General features: G+C 71.2%; 14 protein-coding genes and 1 pseudogene. 10 read left to right on the forward strand and 5 right to left on the reverse strand.

The features are described from left to right. Positions 1-12 precede the first annotated feature (12 nt). The 5 genes and pseudogenes from FHS39_RS18840 to FHS39_RS18860 form a co-directional block, all read right to left on the reverse strand. On the reverse strand, positions 13-1677 hold the full coding sequence (locus FHS39_RS18840; protein ID WP_184350503.1) for a penicillin-binding transpeptidase domain-containing protein: 1665 nt from the start codon (positions 1675-1677) through the stop codon (positions 13-15). Positions 1678-1812: 135 nt separating this feature from the next. Beyond that, positions 1813-3582 (reverse strand): phospholipid carrier-dependent glycosyltransferase, encoded by a 1770-nt coding sequence (locus FHS39_RS18845; protein ID WP_184350504.1) that lies wholly within the window; start codon positions 3580-3582, stop codon positions 1813-1815. Between the two features lie 341 nt (positions 3583-3923). Further along, a complete protein-coding gene (locus FHS39_RS18850) occupies positions 3924-5210 on the reverse strand; it encodes a hypothetical protein (protein ID WP_184350505.1) in 1287 nt (428 codons plus the stop codon). Between the two features lie 192 nt (positions 5211-5402). After that, positions 5403-6071 (reverse strand): annotated as a pseudogene (locus FHS39_RS18855) (caspase, EACC1-associated type); the annotation flags it as partial. 195 nt (positions 6072-6266) lie between these two features. After that, complete coding sequence (locus FHS39_RS18860; RefSeq protein ID WP_184350507.1) at positions 6267-6635, reverse strand: DUF6415 family natural product biosynthesis protein; 369 nt, start codon at positions 6633-6635, stop codon at positions 6267-6269. A 120-nt stretch (positions 6636-6755) separates the two neighbouring features. Between FHS39_RS18860 and FHS39_RS18865 the strand changes: the two genes are divergently transcribed. The 10 genes from FHS39_RS18865 (at position 6756) to FHS39_RS18910 (ending at position 16617) form a co-directional block, all read left to right on the forward strand. Then, positions 6756-8093: an NsdA family TPR-like regulatory protein gene (locus tag FHS39_RS18865; protein ID WP_184350508.1), complete on the forward strand. Its 1338-nt coding sequence runs from the start codon at positions 6756-6758 to the stop codon at positions 8091-8093. Then, entirely contained in the window at positions 8090-8287 is a 198-nt protein-coding gene (locus FHS39_RS18870; RefSeq protein ID WP_184350509.1) for a DUF6879 family protein, read from the forward strand. Before FHS39_RS18865 ends, FHS39_RS18870 begins: the two co-directional genes overlap by 4 nt. A gap of 30 nt (positions 8288-8317) precedes the next feature. Next, positions 8318-8779 carry a DUF6299 family protein gene (locus tag FHS39_RS18875; protein ID WP_184350510.1) on the forward strand — a complete coding sequence of 154 codons (462 nt, stop codon included), beginning with the start codon at positions 8318-8320 and terminating at the stop codon, positions 8777-8779. 17 nt (positions 8780-8796) lie between these two features. Next, entirely contained in the window at positions 8797-9645 is an 849-nt protein-coding gene (gene rsmI / locus FHS39_RS18880; RefSeq protein WP_184350511.1) for a 16S rRNA (cytidine(1402)-2'-O)-methyltransferase, read from the forward strand. A gap of 192 nt (positions 9646-9837) precedes the next feature. Continuing rightward, a complete protein-coding gene (locus FHS39_RS18885) occupies positions 9838-10284 on the forward strand; it encodes a hypothetical protein (protein WP_184350512.1) in 447 nt (148 codons plus the stop codon). A gap of 33 nt (positions 10285-10317) precedes the next feature. Continuing rightward, positions 10318-11235, forward strand: coding sequence for a TatD family hydrolase (locus tag FHS39_RS18890; RefSeq protein WP_184350513.1), 918 nt, complete (start codon positions 10318-10320; stop codon positions 11233-11235). 94 nt (positions 11236-11329) lie between these two features. Continuing rightward, positions 11330-12784, forward strand: coding sequence for a ubiquitin-like domain-containing protein (locus FHS39_RS18895; RefSeq protein WP_184350514.1), 1455 nt, complete (start codon positions 11330-11332; stop codon positions 12782-12784). Beyond that, on the forward strand, positions 12781-13662 hold the full coding sequence (gene rsmA, locus FHS39_RS18900) for a 16S rRNA (adenine(1518)-N(6)/adenine(1519)-N(6))-dimethyltransferase RsmA (RefSeq protein ID WP_184350515.1): 882 nt from the start codon (positions 12781-12783) through the stop codon (positions 13660-13662). Before FHS39_RS18895 ends, rsmA begins: the two co-directional genes overlap by 4 nt. Beyond that, positions 13659-14561: a 4-(cytidine 5'-diphospho)-2-C-methyl-D-erythritol kinase gene (locus FHS39_RS18905; RefSeq protein WP_184350650.1), complete on the forward strand. Its 903-nt coding sequence runs from the start codon at positions 13659-13661 to the stop codon at positions 14559-14561. Before rsmA ends, FHS39_RS18905 begins: the two co-directional genes overlap by 4 nt. 250 nt (positions 14562-14811) lie before the next feature. Beyond that, positions 14812-16617, forward strand: coding sequence for an ABC-F family ATP-binding cassette domain-containing protein (locus FHS39_RS18910; protein ID WP_184350516.1), 1806 nt, complete (start codon positions 14812-14814; stop codon positions 16615-16617). The last annotated feature ends 35 nt before the right edge of the window (positions 16618-16652 follow it).

A 16652-nucleotide genomic window follows, 5' to 3' on the forward strand; every position in this document is an offset into this window, starting at 1 on the left:
TACGGCCGTCCGTCAGCCGGCCCGCAGCACAGCCGCCACGATCGGGCCCGCCGAGTCGCCCCCGTGCCCGCCCTGCGGCACGACTGCGGCCGCCGCCACGTCGCCCCGGTAGGCGGTGAACCACCCGTTGGGCGCCGTCTGGTTGTCGACCTCGGCCGAGCCGGTCTTCGCACCCACGTCCCCGCCGAGCCCGGCCATCGCCTTGCGGCCCGTACCCGACAGTGCGGTGAGCCGCATCATCGAGCGCAGGTTGTCGGCCACCGGCCCCGGGAGCGCGCGCGGCGCCTTCGCCAGCTCCCGGCCGTCCACGGACGGGTCGACGAGGTACGGCTGCCGGAACGAGCCGTTGCGCACGGTCGCCGCCACCGACGCCATGTTGAGCGGGCTCATCTGCACCCGGCCCTGCCCGATCATCGCGGCCGCCTTGCCTGCCCCGCTGTCGGACGGCACCCGGCCGTCGAAGGTCGTGATGCCGCTCTTCCACTCCAGGCCCAGCCCGAAGACGTCCCGCGCCTCGGCGGCGAGCGCGTCGTCGGAGACCTGGCCGGCCAGCGAGATGAAAGCCGTGTTGCACGAGGCCGCGAAGTCCTGCGCGAAGGTGGCGCCGGGGTTCTCGCTGTCCTCGACGTTGTGGAACGTCATGCCGTACGTGGCGTTCTTCGGGCACGGCAGCGGCTTGCCCGGCGTGGCCTTGCCCTGCTCCAGCAGCATCGCCGACGTGACGATCTTCATCGTGGAGCCGGGCGCGGTCTGCCCGTGCAGCGCCGCGTTGAAGTCCGTCTTCTTCGAGTTGGCGACGGCGAGGATCTCGCCCGTACTTGGCTTCACCGCCACCACGGACGCGTCGGCGTGCCCGCTGACGGCCGTCTCGGCCGCCCGCTGCACGTTCGCGTCCAGCGTCGTGCGCAGCTTGCCGGGCTTGCCCTTGGAGACGACGTGCAGCGTCTTCGGCGCGGAACTCGGCGTGGAAGCGGAAGCCGGCGTGGAAGCGGAAGCCGGCTGTCCCGCCGTCTCCACCCGGACCTCCACCCCCGCCTCGCCGCCCGCCTTCTCCCCGAACCGCTTGCGCAGCTCGGGCAGGACCGGTGCCAGCGAGGGGTAGTCCTTGGCGTCCAGCTCGCGGCCTTCCCGGTCGACGGCCGTGATCTGCGCCGCCTGGGTGACGTCCGTCTTGAGCGACTGACCGGCGGTCAGCTGCGGATGCACCACGCTCGGCTGCCAGCCGACGAGGGCCCGCCCGGTGCCGGTCCTGCCTCGGACGACGGAGAGCGCGCTGTCGTACGTCCACGTGGAGCGCTGCTTGCCGTAGACGACCTCGGCGGTGACGGAGAAGGGCACCTTGGCGCCCGTCGCCGCGCCCTGCTTGAACGCCACCTTCTCCACGTGCGCGGCGGCCCGGTAGCCGGTGAGGGCGGTGGTGGCCGCCGCCGCGTCGTCGGTCAGACCCGCGGCCTTGGCCGTGTCGCCCGCCGCCCAGGCGGCGAGGAAGTCCCGTGCGGTTCTCTCGACTTCGGCCGCGGTCGGCGGTCCGGTCTCGGCCGGCGCCGCCTCCGTGTGCGACGAGCCGCCCCCGCCGTCGCTCGCGACCGCGTCGACGAGGTAGTAGGCGCCCAGCCCGCCCGCCCCCACCACGGCCGCGGCGACGACACCGACTGCGATCTTCGCGCCCTTGTGCATGTCCCGATCCCCTCCCCACGTCTTTTAATCGGATGATTAAAAGCCCGTTGGCACTTTACGGGAGAGGAGTGACGCACGGCGCGAAGCGGCCGAAACGTATCGGCGCGCGAGTCGGGCGCCGCCCGGGGCCCGCACTCAGATCCAGGTGTCGAGCCACATCCGGCTCCGCCAGGCGTCCATGGGGATCGGCTGGCCCGTGTAGATCGGGAAGAAGTAGATGAAGTTCCAGGCGATGAGCAGGACGAGCGTCCCGGCGCCGACCGCGCCCACCACGCGCCGCCGCTCCGAGGAGCCCGGCCGCCCGAGGATCGCCCCGATCATCATGGCCACCGCGAGGCAGAGGAACGGCACGAACACCACCGCGTAGAAGACGAAGATCGTCCGCTCCTGGTAGAGGAACCACGGCAGATAGCCGGCCGCCACCGCGCCCACCACCGCGCCGGCCCGCCAGTCGCGCCGGAAGGCCCACCGGTAGAGCAGGTACAGCACCGCGAAGCACGCCGTCCACCACAGCAGCGGGGTGCCCAGCGCCAGGACCTCGCGGGCGCACTTGTCGGCCGTGTTCACCGGGCAGCCGTCGTGGCCGGGCGCGGGCGACTCGTAGAAGTACGACACCGGGCGGCCCTGGACCAGCCAGCTCCAGGGGTTGGACATGTACGTGTGCGGCGAGGTGAGGTTGGTGTTGAACTTCCACACCTCGTGCTCGTAATGCCACAGGCTGCGCAGCGGGTTGAGGATCCCGGCGAGGAAGCCGTCGGAGCTCTGGCCGCCGTCGGTCTCGGCCCAGTGCCGGTAGAAGCCGCTGTGCTGCCAGCCCAGGCTCTGGCTGTACGTACCGCTCTTGGCGAACCATCCGGTCCAGGAGGCGAGGTAGACGCCGATCGCCACGGGCACGGTCGACAGGAACGCCCACGGCACGTCGCGCCGCAGCGTGGAGATCCATGGGCGGCGGGCGCCCGCCAGGCGCCGCGAGCCGACGTCCCACAGGACGGTCATCAGCCCGAACGCCGCCAGATAGACCGCGCCGTTCCACTTCGTCGCGAACGCCAGCCCCAGGAACAGCCCGGCCGCCAGCCGCCACGGCCGCAGGCCCAGCCGCAGCCCGTCGCCGACCTCGGCGTCCGGCAGCGCGCCCGCGCCGTCCGGGTCCTCGGGGAGCGCGGCCGCCAGCCGGGCGCGCGCCTTGTCCCGGTCGACCAGCACACAGCCGAAGGCCGCCAGCACGAAGAAGACGAGCACCGAGTCGAGCAGCGACGTGCGGCTCATGACGTAGTGCAGCCCGTCGACGGCCATCAGGCCGCCCGCCAGGCACCCCAGGAAGGTGGAGCGGAACAGCCGCCGCCCGATCCGGCACAGCATCAGCACCGACAGCGTGCCGAGCAGCGCGACCATGAACCGCCAGCCGTACGGCGTCAGTCCGTACAGCCACTCGCCGATGCCGATGACCCACTTGCCCACCGGCGGGTGCACGACGTAGGCGGCGGCGTCGGTGACGCCGGTGTGCCCGGCGATGATCTGGTCGTTGGCCTCCTTGGGCCAGTTGACCTCGTAGCCGTACTTCCACAGCGCCCAGGCGTCCTTGGCGTAGTACGTCTCGTCGAATATCACGGCGTTCGGGCTGCCGAGGTGCCAGAACCGCAGCAGCCCCGCGAAGAGGGCGACGAGCAGCGGCCCCGCCCACCCCATGGAGCGCGCCAGCACCCGCGCGGCGGCCGGGGTCGCCCCCGCCGCCGTCCACAGCCGCGTCCCGGGTTCGGGATACGGCGGCACGAGCCGCTCCCGCACGTCGGGCTGCGCGCCGGTGCGGCCCAAGTAGCCGAACCGGCGCAGTCTGCGCTGCCACGGGGGCTGCTGCTCGCCTGCCGTCGGGCCCTGCCGGCCTTGCGTCGCGGTGTCACTGGTCACCGCGCCATCGTAAGGAACCACCCTGTGCGAGTCCCGGGGGCGCGGCGTCGGCCACCTTGTGAAGCTCTGGGGAGAACACCTCCCACCCTCCCCACCCGCCGGCCGAGCGCGGCGCGGCAGCGCTGGCGTCGGTCTCGCACAGGGAGCGCAAGCTGCGCCTGGACGGACGGCCTGCCGCCCAAGGTCCACTCCCCGGCGGCCCTGACCCGCAACCGCCTCCTCCGCGAAATGCCGGACCCGGCCCCGGAGCCGACCCCCGCCCCCGCAGCGGCTGCGAGCCTGCGAGGGCGGATGCGGCCACGTGATCCGCCCGGCTCGGCGGTGGCGGGCGCGCGGCGCGGTCAGCTCGGTTTGGCGCCGCTGGTGAGCTGCTGCACGGTCTTCTGGGCGCGACCGCTTGAGGAGTGGTCCAGGCCGTATTCGTCGGAGAGCTGTTGGGGGAGGGCCGGGTCCGGCTTTGCGTTCTCATCGCCCTCCGGCGTGACGGTGGCCACCAGGTAGGGGCCGATCCAGGTTCGTTTTGGTTCTTCGAGCACCCACCACAACGTGACGCTTCTGCTGCTCCGGGTGTATTCGAGCAGTGCATTGCTGTGGATGATGGGGGATTGGTACTTAAAGGTCTTCGTGTCTTTGTTTGCAACCCATCCTGGCGGCTGGAGCTCCTTGGCCTGGCTGTTGTCCTTGTGCCATGAGCTCCGCCCTGATTGTGCGTACTCGTCGCTGTCGAGGACTACACGGTCTCTGCGCATGTAAACGACGTCGCCGGTGGCATTCAGGGTGTCGTAGGAGCTGGCCAGCGGGAATTGGATGACCTTTTCCGACGTCACTTCCGAGCCCGGGTCGAGTTTGCGTCCTTGTCGCATGATCCGGCCTTGCGCAAGCAGTTCGTACCCTCGATTGCCCTCGTCCTCGTACCGCAGCAGATCGGTCCGGCCGTTATTGATGTCCTGCTGCCATTCTGGAGTGGTTCGAGCCTTGTCGGTGTAGGCGGCCCTCCCGGCTGTCACCTGGTAAAGAGAGCCCAGTACGTAGACCCCCACGTTGCCGGTATTTTTCGAACTCACCCGGACCGGTACCGTGACCACTCCGCCCTTGATTTGTGCCGGCCCGAGTTCCACGGTTGTGGAGATCAGTGCGGGCGTGGTGTACGGCTGGTAGATCTGCGTGTATCCGAAGTTGGCGATTGCGATGAGAGCCGTGACGCCGACGCCGGCTATAAGCGCTTTGATCTTCGGGATCCGGAACCTGCATTGTCTGTACTGTTTGTAGAGTAGATGGAGAGTCCAGGCGGACCAGGTGGTCATGGGCAGCCAAAACCACAAGTAGCGGCTGTAGCTGAAGCTCTCGATATGCAGAACAAGAAGCGCGATGTTGACGAGGAAGGATGCGAGCACGCCGAGGAGAACCGCCGCAGGAGAGTAGCGAAACAGTTGACCTCGTGTATTGCGGCAATCGGCGAGTGCGCTGGCTGCAATGAGCTCCAGCAGGGCCGCGCAGATCAGCGCGACCCCGGTGAGGCGTCCGGCGTACGTCAATGCGCCGTTGGCGTCCTCGGAGCCGAGCCAGGCAAACTCGCCCGCAGTGACGACCAGGCCCGCCGCGGTCAGAAACCACCACTTCTTCGCCATGCGCACGATTCCAAGTTGCAGGCGCCGCGGTGCCCGCGCACCCCGGATTGCGCCATGCGGCGGAGGTGTCCGGCTGGTCTTGGCCGACCCCCTGCACGGAGTGGAACGTGCGTCATTTGCGGTACTGGCTGACGTTTGGAAAGGAGCTACGGAGCGCTCGTGTTCGCCGTAGTTTCATCCCTCCCCAGATCGTCAGTCCTTCCATGTGACACCCTGGTTGGGTCCGCCGTAACTCGCGCTGATCGCTGAGGGTGCTGCGTGAACGCTCTGTTGGCTGAACCAGTGGGCCTTTGTGTACCAGGCGTTGCGGGTCAGGACATAGTGGTCGGCGAGGTCGGTGCCCCGCTGGTTGGGCTGTGGCAATCCACGAGCGGAAAGACGGCTGCGCAGGGCGGGATAGATCGCACCCAGGGTGAGGTCCGCAGGTCCGTCCGGAATGCCCGAGCGGATCAGGTCGACGAGTTCGCCGGTGAAGGATGTGCACGCCGTCGCTTGTTGTTCGCGTGGCGGTTGGTGCGCCGTGCGATTGCGGGTGGTCGCAGTGAGGGTGTAAACGCCCTCAACGTGAACGATGTCGGCGACGGCGGTGTCGGTATTGTCAGCGAGGGCCTCGATGGCTTGGCCGGCGAAGCAGCAGTCGAGGATCGCTATACGCACGCGGGCCGGGCTGGTGTGCATGGCATCGGCGAGGGTGGACCACCGGATGCCGGTGATCGCGGGGTAATCGCTTTGCGTAGTGCTGACGGTCAAGCATAGTTCGCCTTGCATTGAGAGCCGGCCGTGGCCTACGTAATAGATAAGTAGCACCCCGTGGGTCTGCTCAGCGTATTTCGCGAGAGACGGGGACAACTCGTCTGCTGATGCGGGGGCGCGCGACCAGAGTGAGAAGCACTCGCTCGGCGCACTGCAACCAGTGGGCGCCCCCTTTCAGTTGGGTACCAGCGTGCTGCAGCTGCCTCCCTGGTTGCCAACGAGATACCGGTTCCATCCACTGGGTGGCGGCCGCTCACGGGTCGAGGGCTCTGCACGGAGTGCCCGGCCGTGCCGGGACGGCCGTCATGTGTTCGTGCCTTCCAGCAGGACCCCACGCAGGTGGTGACAGGCCCGGCCGAGGTTCTGCATGTGCAGGACGGCCGAGCGCAGCCCCGGGCCGGGCCCGGCGCCGAGCTCCCGGCGGGCCGCGTCGACCGCGGTCTGCGCCAGGTACCACTGGGGGGTGCCCCGGTCCATGCCGCCGATGTGCTCCTCGGCCTCCGACACCAGCCGCACCAGGAAGCCCCGCAGCCGCTCGGTGACCTCTGTGACCTCCTCCGCGCGGGGCAGCGCAACGGGCGAGGCCAGCCCGCGGCCGATGACTTCGGCGAGGTACTGCGACACCTCGGCAACGGTGTGACCGGCTTCCGGACCGGACTTGGCCTGGCTCATTGCTTGACTCCCTCGTGGCGATCCATGCGTGCACAGAGGTAACTGCCGCGACGGCCGCACCCGGTACCGTGAGGAGGACGCGTGAACGTGAAAGCCATGAAAGTCGGCGGGAGTTGAAGCATGGCGAGCAACCCACGCACCCCGAACGCCGGGCTGGCCCACCTCCTGGACGAAGCGAAATGGTCACGCAGCCAGTTCGCGGCGTCCGTGAACCGGACCGGCATCGAAGCCGGGCTGGTCCTTCGCTACGACCAGTCGGCCGTGTCGCACTGGCTGTCCGGGACGATGCCGCGGCGGCCGGTCAGGGCCGTCATCCTGGAGGCGCTCTCCCGGCGGCTGAAACGGCCGGTCACGCATGCGGAGGCCGGTCTCGCTGCCGCGGGAACGGACGGCGGCGAGAACACCCTCGAAGAGCTCGTCGACGTCGGCAGGGCCGACATGGACCCCTCCCGCAGGGGCCTGCTCACCGCGGGCATGTACTCCGCGGCGTTGGCCATCCCGCTCTTCCCCGACCTCGTGGGCCGTATGGAGCGCTCGGGCTCCACCCGCCGCACCACCCGCATCGGCGCGGGCGAGGTCGCCACCGTCCGCACGATGACCGAGAAGATCGCCGACATCCTCGACGAGCTCGGCGGCGGCCACGCCCGCCCCATGGCGGCGGCCTTCCTGGTCAACACCGTCGCCCCATACCTCAAGGCGTCGGCTCCCGAGAAGGTCCGCAAAGACATGCTCGCCGCCGCCTCCGACCTCGTCTACCTCACCGGCTGGATGGCGATGTACGAACGCGAACACGGACTCGGCCAGCGCTACTACACAAAGGCGCTCAAGCTCGCGGGAGCAGCGGAGGACCACATCACGTACTGCCGCACCCTGCGCGGCATGAGTCTGCAGGCGTCCCATCTCGGCTACGGCACCAAAGCGCTCCAGCTCGCCGACGCCGCTGCCGAAGCCTCGCCCAAGGCCGGGCCGCGCCTGCGGGCCTTTCTCGCGGGCCAGCAGGCGCACGCCGCGTCGATGAACGGCGACCGGCATACCGCCTTCGCCCGCCTCCACGAGACGGAATCGGCGCTGTCCAAGGCCGACTCCCGGCGGGAAGCCATCGGCGGGTACGACGCCAGTGCCTACCAATTCCACGTCTCGCACGTGCTCTACGAATTCAAGGACCTCAAGGGTTCGGTCCAGGCGATGCAGGAATGCCTCAAGGTCCAGCCGCGGCAGGAGCGCCAGGGCCGCCTGCATTCCAACGCCCTGCTCGCGCAGCGCCAATTCGAGCTCGGCCACGTGGAGGCGGCATGCGCCACGTGGCATGCCTTCCTCGATGACTACGTTCAGCTGTCCACGGCTCGCGGCGACGAGCACTTCACCGCCATGTGGCGCCGTATCCGCCCGTACGGGAGAACCCGCGCAGTGCGCGACCTCACGGACCGGGCTCGCGCCGTCGCGGAGGCCAAAGCATGAGCGTTCCCGGATTCGACGACCGGCTGGTGAGGTTCAGCCACTTCACCGGGGACGGCGCTTCGACTGGCGGGGAAATGCTCGATGACCCGGCGGTCGTAAAACTCTGCGCGTCGGCATTCGAGGCCGTGTGGGAGCGGGCCACCCCGCACGAGGACTGGCGGCTTCCGCTGCCGGACGCGCCCCCGACCGGGTGACGTTCGGGGGTCCGCCCCGCGGGATCCGGTATGCCTACGCGCATGCTGACCTTCAAGGCGTTCCGTCTCGCCGCCACCGCAAGCACCGTCGGCCTCGTCCCCCTCCTCCCCGCGCCCATGGCCGCGCTCGCCGCTCCGCCGCCCGCCAACAGCGTCGGTGTCGACCGGAGCGGCTGGGTGGATGCCGAAGGGGCCGTGACCCTCTCCGGCAGCTACCGGTGCTCGGCACCGGCCAAGCCCGGCAGTGTCTTCGTCGGGAGCAACATCAGGCAGGGCCTGCAGTCCTCCGGGGTCGGCGGGAGCACCGCGGTGTGCGACGGCAAGGCGCACCGGTGGCGGAACACCGGGCACGCCAACCAGACGCCGCGGGGGCCCGGCGGCGTGCAGGCCGATGCCAGCCTGCTGTGGCTGGAACGGAACCGGCAGGGGATCCCCGTGCCGCACGTCCTCGCCACCACCGAGCGGGACATCACGCTCGTCGCCCGTCCGTAGCCTGCGAGGATGGAGGGGTGACTGGAACGCTCGTACTCGCAGGAACCCCCATCGGCGACGTCGCCGACGCGCCCCCGCGGCTCGCCGCCGAGCTCGGCGCGGCCGAGGTGATCGCCGCCGAGGACACCCGGCGGCTGCGTCGGCTGACGCAGGCGCTGGGGGTGCACACCACCGGGCGGGTGGTGTCGTACTTCGAGGGCAACGAGTCGGCCCGCACCCCCGAGCTGGTCGAGGCGCTGGTCGGCGGGGCGCGGGTGCTGCTGGTGACCGACGCCGGGATGCCCTCCGTCTCCGACCCCGGCTACCGGCTGGTCGCCGCCGCCGTCGAGCGGGGCGTGAAGGTGACCGCCGTGCCGGGCCCGTCGGCCGTGCTGACTGCGCTGGCCGTCTCGGGGCTGCCCGTGGACCGGTTCTGCTTCGAGGGCTTCCTGCCGCGCAAGGCGGGCGAGCGGCTCGGCAGGCTGCGCGAGGTGGCCGACGAGCGGCGCACCCTCGTCTACTTCGAGGCCCCGCACCGCCTCGACGACACCCTCGCCGCGATGGCCGAGGTGCTGGGCGAGGACCGCCGGGCCGCCGTGTGCCGGGAGCTGACCAAGACGTACGAGGAGGTCAAGCGCGGCCCGCTCAAGGAGCTCGCCGAGTGGGCGGCCGAGGGCGTGCGCGGCGAGATCACCATCGTCGTGGAGGGCGCCCCCGAGCGCGGCCCCGATGAGCTCGACGCCGCGGAGCTGGTCCGCCGGGTGCGGATCAGGGAAGAGGCGGGGGAGCGCCGCAAGGAGGCGATCGCGGCCGTCGCGGCCGAAACAGGCCTGCCCAAGAGGGATGTGTTCGATGCGGTCGTAGCGGCAAAAAATGCCGCACAGTAGGTCTCACCGTAAGGTAAAGGGCTAACCTGAAAAGCAAAGCTTGGACCTGGCAGCCAACACCTCAGGACATGAAGCCGCCAAGTTTGTCCCAATTCGCGGGTCAGGCTGCTGCGCCGTCGCCGGGATGGGCGTTCCCTTGTTGTGGGACGTCCGGTCCCGGAGAGACTTGTCCATCGGGCAAGAGGAGCTGCCATGAGCGAGACCGCAGGAACCCCGAGCGGTGTCCAGCCCGCCCCCCGTCCGCGCACCGTGACCGAGCAGAGCGCGGCGGCCTTCGAGGCGGCACACGAGTCCTACGCCTTCACCTGCATGAGGTGCGCGTACAGCTGGGAACAGTCGTACGAAATACGGCACCACGTGGACGCCGAGGGTCAGCCCTTCGTGACGTACTACGCGGACGGCGAGCGCGTGCCGTCCCCGCTGACCCGCCCGACGTGCATCAACTGCGGTGAGCACGTGGTCCGCATCATGCGGTCCGGCCAGGTCTCCGTCATCGCCAACGTCCTGCACATTTCCGGACGTTCGATCGTGCCCCAGGCCACCACCGGCCCGCTGCAGAGCGGCGGTTCGCACCAGCCGCACGAGCGCGGCCACCACTGGCACCTCTCGGATCTCCTGAAGCCCTTCCACCGGAAGTGAGCCCCGCTCCGCGCGATCTCTAGAATCGCGGTCATGGCGGCAACAGCATCGAACAGCGGTCCGGTCGGCGGCGAGCGGAAGAAGGACGGCGGCAAGGACGTCCCTCCGCCGCTCCCGGCACCGCTGAACGTGCCGGTCGCGGACTCGCACACCCACCTGGACATGCAGGGCGACGCCGTGGAGGACGCCCTGGCCAAGGCCGCGTCCGTGGGCGTCACGACCGTCATCCAGGTGGGATGCGACCTCGCCGGCTCCCGCTGGGCGGCACAGACGGCCGCCGACTGGGAGAACGTCTGGGCCACGGTGGCCCTGCACCCCAACGAGGCGCCCCGCATCGTGCACGGCGTGGAGGGCTCCGGACATCCGGCCCCCCGGCCGGCGGGCGGTGACCGCGCCCTGGACGAGGCCCTGGCCGAGATCGACGCCCTCGCGGCCCTGCCGCAGGTGCGAGGCGTCGGCGAGACCGGCCTCGACTACTTCCGCACCGGGCCCGAGGGCGCGGCCGCGCAGGAGTACTCCTTCCGGCGCCACATCGACATCGCCAAGCGGCACGGCAAGGCCCTGGTCATCCACGACCGCGACGCCCACGACGACGTCCTGCGCGTGCTGGAGGAGGAGGGCGCGCCCGAGACCGTCGTCTTCCACTGCTACTCCGGCGATGCCGAAATGGCCAAAATCTGTGCGGCCGCGGGCTATTACCTGTCCTTCGCCGGAAACATCACGTTCAGGAATGCGCAGCACCTGCGCGACGCCCTCGCCGTGGCGCCCATGGACCGGGTCCTCGTCGAGACCGACGCACCCTTCCTGACCCCGATGCCGTATCGCGGACGGCCCAATGCGCCCTACCTCATTCCGGTCACGTTGCGCGCGATGGCCGAAGTGAAGGGGGTCCACGAAGACGCCCTGGCCACGGCGGTCTCCGCCAATACCGCACGCGCCTTCGGTTACTGACGCCGAGATTTCGCGACACCGTGTGACCATACGACTTTGGCCGGTGACGGCGGCTCCGCTACAGTCCCGGGCCTAGCCGGACCAGTGGAGTGTCGTGAGTCATGCACAGGGCAGCCCCCACGCTGCACACCGCGCTGCCACCCAAGCGCTGCCGTACGACCCGTACGCGCCGCACGAGCCGTACGGGTCTCTCGAACCGCACGCGCTCTACGAGCCGTACGAGCCCTACGCAGCGCCCGCGCCCTACGAGCCGCCGTACGAGTCCCCCGGGGCGTGCGACCCCTTCGGCCGGCCCCAGCTGCCCCGGCAGACCACGGCCCCGGCCGGGCTGTACGCACCCGGCCACGCCCTCCCCGAGGACGCCGCCGCCCTCGACGACCCCGAGCCCGGCCCGCCCGGCCGCGGCGCCGCCCGCCGGGCCGCTGGGCGCCGCAGGCGCCCCGGCACCGGGGAGCGGGCCGAGCCGCTGCGCCGCCTGCTGCCGCAGGCCCTCGTCGTGGCCTTCCTCGCGGGCGGCACCTCCGCCTTCATCGCCAGCGACAAGGCCGTCCAGCTCAGCGTCGACGGCAAGCCCCGCACCCTGCACACCTTCGCCGACGACGTCGGCGAGCTGCTGGCCGACCAGGGCATGACCGTCGGCGAGCACGACATCGTCGCCCCCGGCACCCACCACGACCTGGCCTCCGGCGACCGCGTCATCGTCCGCTACGGCCGCCCCGTCTCCCTCACCCTCGACGGGGAACGCCGCCAGGTGTGGACCACCGCCCGCACCGTCGACGGCGCCCTGCGCCAGCTCGGGGTGCGCGCCGAGGGCGCCTACCTGTCCGCCTCGCGCTCCGCGCCCATCGGGCGCACGGGCCTGGACCTGGACGTACGCACCGAGCGGACCGTCACCTTCATGGCGGACGGGCGCGAGCGCACCATCCGCACCAACGCCGCGACCGTCCGCGAGGCCATCGAACAGGCCGGCATCACCCTGCACGGCGAGGACACCACCTCCGTCGACCCGCAGAGCTTCCCCCGCGAAGGCCAGACGATCTCCGTCATGCGCATCACGGGCGGCGAGGAGGTCAAGGAGGAGTCCATCGACTTCGCCACCGAGCGGCACGAGGACCCCTCGCTCTACAAGGGCACCGAGGTCGTCGTCCAGCGCGGCGAGAAGGGCGTCGAGCGCGTCACCTACGCCCTGCGGAGCGTCAACGGCGTCAAGCAGAAGCCCAGGAAGATCTCCTCGGAGGTCGTCAGACAGCCCCGCACCGAGATCGTGAAGGTGGGCACCAAGGCCCACCCCGCCTCCGTGCAGGGCACCGACGGGCTGAACTGGCAGAGCCTCGCCCAGTGCGAGGCGGGCGGCCGCCCCGACGCGGTCGACCCCTCGGGCAATTACGGGGGCCTCTACCAGTTCGACGTCCACACCTGGCACTCGCTCGGCGGCAACGGCCGCCCGCAGGACGCCCCCGCCTCCGAGCAGACCCGGCGGGCCAAGAAGCTGTACGTCAGCCGGGGGGCGAGCCCCTGGCCCGTGTGCGGCCGTAAACTTCACGGGTGAGCTCCAGCCCCAGCACAGACGAGTCCGGCGCCCTGCTCGGCCCGGCCGACATCCGCGAACTGGCGGCCGCCCTCGGGGTCCGCCCCACCAAGCAGCGCGGCCAGAACTTCGTGATCGACGCCAACACGGTCCGGCGCATCGTACGGACCGCCGAGGTCCGCCCCGACGACGTTGTCGTCGAGGTCGGCCCCGGCCTCGGGTCGCTGACCCTCGCCCTGCTGGAGGCCGCCGACCGGGTCACGGCCGTGGAGATCGACGACGTGCTGGCCGCGGCCCTGCCGGCGACCATCGCCGCCCGCATGCCCGCCCGCGCCGACCGCTTCGCGCTCGTGCACAGCGACGCCATGCACGTCACCGAACTGCCCGGCCCCGAGCCGACCGCCCTGGTCGCCAACCTCCCGTACAACGTGGCCGTGCCGGTGCTGCTGCACATGCTCGACCAGTTCCCCACCATCGAGCGCACCCTGGTGATGGTGCAGGCCGAGGTGGCCGACCGGCTCGCCGCCGCGCCCGGCAACAAGGTCTACGGCGTGCCCTCGGTCAAGGCCAACTGGTACGCCGAGGTCAAGCGGGCCGGATCCATCGGGCGCAACGTCTTCTGGCCCGCGCCCAACGTCGACTCCGGCCTCGTCTCGCTGGTCCGCCGGTCCGAGCCGATCAAGACCACCGCCACCAAGGCCGAGGTCTTCGCCGTCGTGGACGCCGCCTTCGCCCAGCGCCGCAAGACGCTGCGCGCCGCGCTGGCCGGATGGGCCGGGTCGGCGGCCGCCGCCGAAGCCGCGCTCGTCGCCGCGGGCGTCTCGCCGCAGGCGCGCGGAGAGGCGCTGACCGTGCACGAATTCGTCGCCATCGCCGAGCAGAAGGGCGCCACCCAGTGACCGGCTCCGTCACCGTCCGCGTCCCCGCCAAGGTCAACGTCCAGCTCGCCGTGGGCGGACCGCGCTCCGACGGCTACCACGACCTGGCCAACGTCTTCCTCGCGGTCGGGCTCCACGACGAGGTGACGGTGCGCCCCGCCGACGAGCTGCGGGTGACCTGCGCCGGGCCGGACGCCGCCCAGGTGCCGCTGGACCACTCCAACCTGGCCGCCCGCGCGGCCCTCGCCCTGGCCGCCCGCTACGGGCGGGACGCAAACGTCCACATCCATATCGACAAGGACATTCCGGTCGCGGGCGGCATGGCCGGGGGCTCCGCGGACGGGGCCGGTGCGCTCCTCGCGTGCGACGCGCTGTGGGGGACCGGCGCCTCGCGCGAAGAGCTGCTGGGCATCTGCGCCGAGCTGGGCAGCGACGTGCCGTTCAGCCTCGTCGGCGGTGCCGCGCTGGGGCGCGGGCGCGGCGAGCTGCTGACGCCGCTCCCCGTGGGAGGCGCCTTCCACTGGGTCTTCGCCGTCGCCGACGGCGGCCTGTCCACGCCCGCCGTGTACGCCGAGTGCGACCGGCTGCGCGGGGCGGCGGACATCCCCGCCCCGGAGGCATCGGCCGCCCTGCTGGACGCACTGCGCGCCGGCGACGCCGAGGCGCTGGCGGCAGCCGTGTCCAACGACCTGCAGGATGCCGCGGTGTCGCTGCGGCCATCGCTCGCCGCGACGCTGGAAGCGGGCCGCGGCGCGGGTGCGCTGGCCGCCATGGTGTCCGGGTCCGGGCCGACGACGGCGTTCCTGGTGCCGGACGCGGCCGGGGCGCGAAAGGTGGCCGACGCACTGCAGAGCTCCGGCACGTGCCGCGCGGTGCGGGTGGCGGCGGGGCCGGTGCCGGGGGCCACGGTCCTGAGCTGACCGCCCCGGGGCCGCCGCACCCGCCGCTGTCCTCATGGCCGTGGCCGGCCGGCTCCTGGTGGAGGCGGCGGCATGCGGGACGCGGGCGACAGATCGGTAGCGCCGGGAGTGCGGGGAGCTGCGGGAGCTGCGGGAGCGCGGGGAGGGCCGGGAGCGCCGGAGCCGGGGCCCGGGGCCTGCGCCAGGGGCTGAGACAGGGCCCCCTGCCGGGCGTGGGATCCTGGAGGGAGTCCCCTGAGCGAGGAGCGGAATGGCAGCCAACCTGGTCAATCTGGAAGCCGTCGACAAGGTGTACGGCACCCGTGCACTGCTCGACGGCATCTCCCTCGGCGTGAACGAGGGCGACCGGATCGGCGTGGTCGGCCGCAACGGCGACGGCAAGACCACGCTCATCCGCATCGTCGCCAAGCTGGAGGAGGCCGACAAGGGCCGCGTCACCCACGCCGGCCACCTGCGGCTCGGCGTGCTCACCCAGCACGACTCCCTCGACCCGGCCGCCACCATCCGGCACGAGGTCATCGGTGACATGGCCGACCACGAGTGGGCGGGCAACGCCAAGGTCCGCGACGTGCTGACCGGCCTCTTCGGCGACCTTCACCTGCCCGGCTTCGAAAGCGGCCTCGACACCGTCATCGGCCCGCTCTCCGGCGGCGAGCGCCGCCGCATCGCGCTGGCCAAGCTGCTGATCGGCGAGCAGGACCTGATCGTCCTGGACGAGCCCACCAACCACCTCGACGTCGAGGGCATCTCCTGGCTGGCCGGGCACCTGCGCGCGCGCCGCTCGGCGCTGGTGTGCGTCACCCACGACCGCTGGTTCCTCGACCAGGTCTGCACCCGCATGTGGGACGTGCAGCGCGGCGCCGTGCACGAGTACGAGGGCGGCTACAGCGACTACGTCTTCGCCCGCGCCGAGCGGGAGCGGATCGCCGCGACCGAGGAGGTCAAGCGGCAGAACCTGATGCGCAAGGAGCTGGCCTGGCTGCGCCGCGGCGCTCCGGCCCGCACCAGCAAGCCGCGCTTCCGCATCGAGGCCGCCAACGAGCTGATCGCCGACGTGCCGCCGCCGCGCGACAGCGCCGAGCTGATGAAGTTCGCCAGCTCGCGGCTGGGCAAGACCGTCTTCGACCTGGAGAACGTCACCGTCCAGGCCGGACCGAAGGTGCTGATCGAGCACCTGACCTGGCAGCTGGGCCCGGGCGACCGGATCGGCCTCGTCGGCGTCAACGGCGCGGGCAAGACCTCGCTGCTGCGCACCCTCTCCGAGGCAGCCCGCACGCAGGGCGAGAAGCAGCCGGTCAAGGGCAAGGTGGCCGTCGGCAAGACCGTGAAGCTGGCCTACCTCTCGCAGGAGGTCGGCGAACTCGACCCGGCCAAGCGGGTGCTGGAGGCCGTGCAGCAGGTGCGCGACCGCGTCGACCTCGGCAAGGGCCGGGAGATGACGGCGGGGCAGCTGTGCGAGAAGTTCGGCTTCACCAAGGAGAAGCAGTGGACGCCGGTCGGCGACCTCTCCGGCGGTGAGCGGCGCCGGCTGCAGATCCTGCGGCTGCTGATGGACGAGCCCAACGTCCTGTTCCTGGACGAGCCGACGAACGACCTCGACATCGAGACGCTCACGCAGCTGGAGGACCTCCTCGACGGCTGGCCCGGCTCGATGGTCGTCATCAGCCACGACCGGTACTTCGTGGAGCGCACCACCGACCGGGTGTTCGCGCTGCTCGGCGACCGGGCGCTGCGGATGCTGCCGCGCGGCCTGGACGAGTACCTGGAGCGGCGCCAGAAGGTCATCGACGCGGCGGTGCCCGCCGTGGTCGCGGCCCCGGCCGCCGCCGCGAAGGCCAAGCCCGCCGGTGACACCCGGGCGGCCAAGAAGGAGCTGCAGAAGATCGAGCGCCGCCTGGACCGCATCAGCGAGCAGGAGACCAAGCTCCACGAGCGGATCGCCGAGCAGGCCACCGACTTCGAGGCGGTCGCCAAGCTGGACGCCGAGCTGCGGGAGCTGGCCGGCGAGCGGGAGGAGCTGGAGATGCGCTGGCTCGAGCTCGCCGACGACGTGTGAGACACCGCTCCGGCCGGTGAGTTGCCCACCTGTGG

The organism is Streptomyces olivoverticillatus (assembly GCF_014203555.1).
Lineage (GTDB): Bacteria > Actinomycetota > Actinomycetes > Streptomycetales > Streptomycetaceae > Streptomyces > Streptomyces olivoverticillatus.

What these genes read in the sequence shown, in the direction of transcription:
- FHS39_RS18865 (WP_184350508.1), top strand. Translation starts at nt 6,756, where the DNA reads ATGGCGAGCAACCCACGCACCCCGAACGCCGGGCTGGCCCACCTCCTG.
- FHS39_RS18890 (WP_184350513.1), top strand. Translation starts at nt 10,318, where the DNA reads ATGGCGGCAACAGCATCGAACAGCGGTCCGGTCGGCGGCGAGCGGAAG.
- FHS39_RS18850 (WP_184350505.1), bottom strand. Translation starts at nt 5,210, where the DNA reads ATGGCGAAGAAGTGGTGGTTTCTGACCGCGGCGGGCCTGGTCGTCACT.
- FHS39_RS18870 (WP_184350509.1), top strand. Translation starts at nt 8,090, where the DNA reads ATGAGCGTTCCCGGATTCGACGACCGGCTGGTGAGGTTCAGCCACTTC.
- FHS39_RS18885 (WP_184350512.1), top strand. Translation starts at nt 9,838, where the DNA reads ATGAGCGAGACCGCAGGAACCCCGAGCGGTGTCCAGCCCGCCCCCCGT.
- FHS39_RS18840 (WP_184350503.1), bottom strand. Translation starts at nt 1,677, where the DNA reads ATGCACAAGGGCGCGAAGATCGCAGTCGGTGTCGTCGCCGCGGCCGTG.
- FHS39_RS18860 (WP_184350507.1), bottom strand. Translation starts at nt 6,635, where the DNA reads ATGAGCCAGGCCAAGTCCGGTCCGGAAGCCGGTCACACCGTTGCCGAG.
- FHS39_RS18910 (WP_184350516.1), top strand. Translation starts at nt 14,812, where the DNA reads ATGGCAGCCAACCTGGTCAATCTGGAAGCCGTCGACAAGGTGTACGGC.
- FHS39_RS18875 (WP_184350510.1), top strand. Translation starts at nt 8,318, where the DNA reads ATGCCTACGCGCATGCTGACCTTCAAGGCGTTCCGTCTCGCCGCCACC.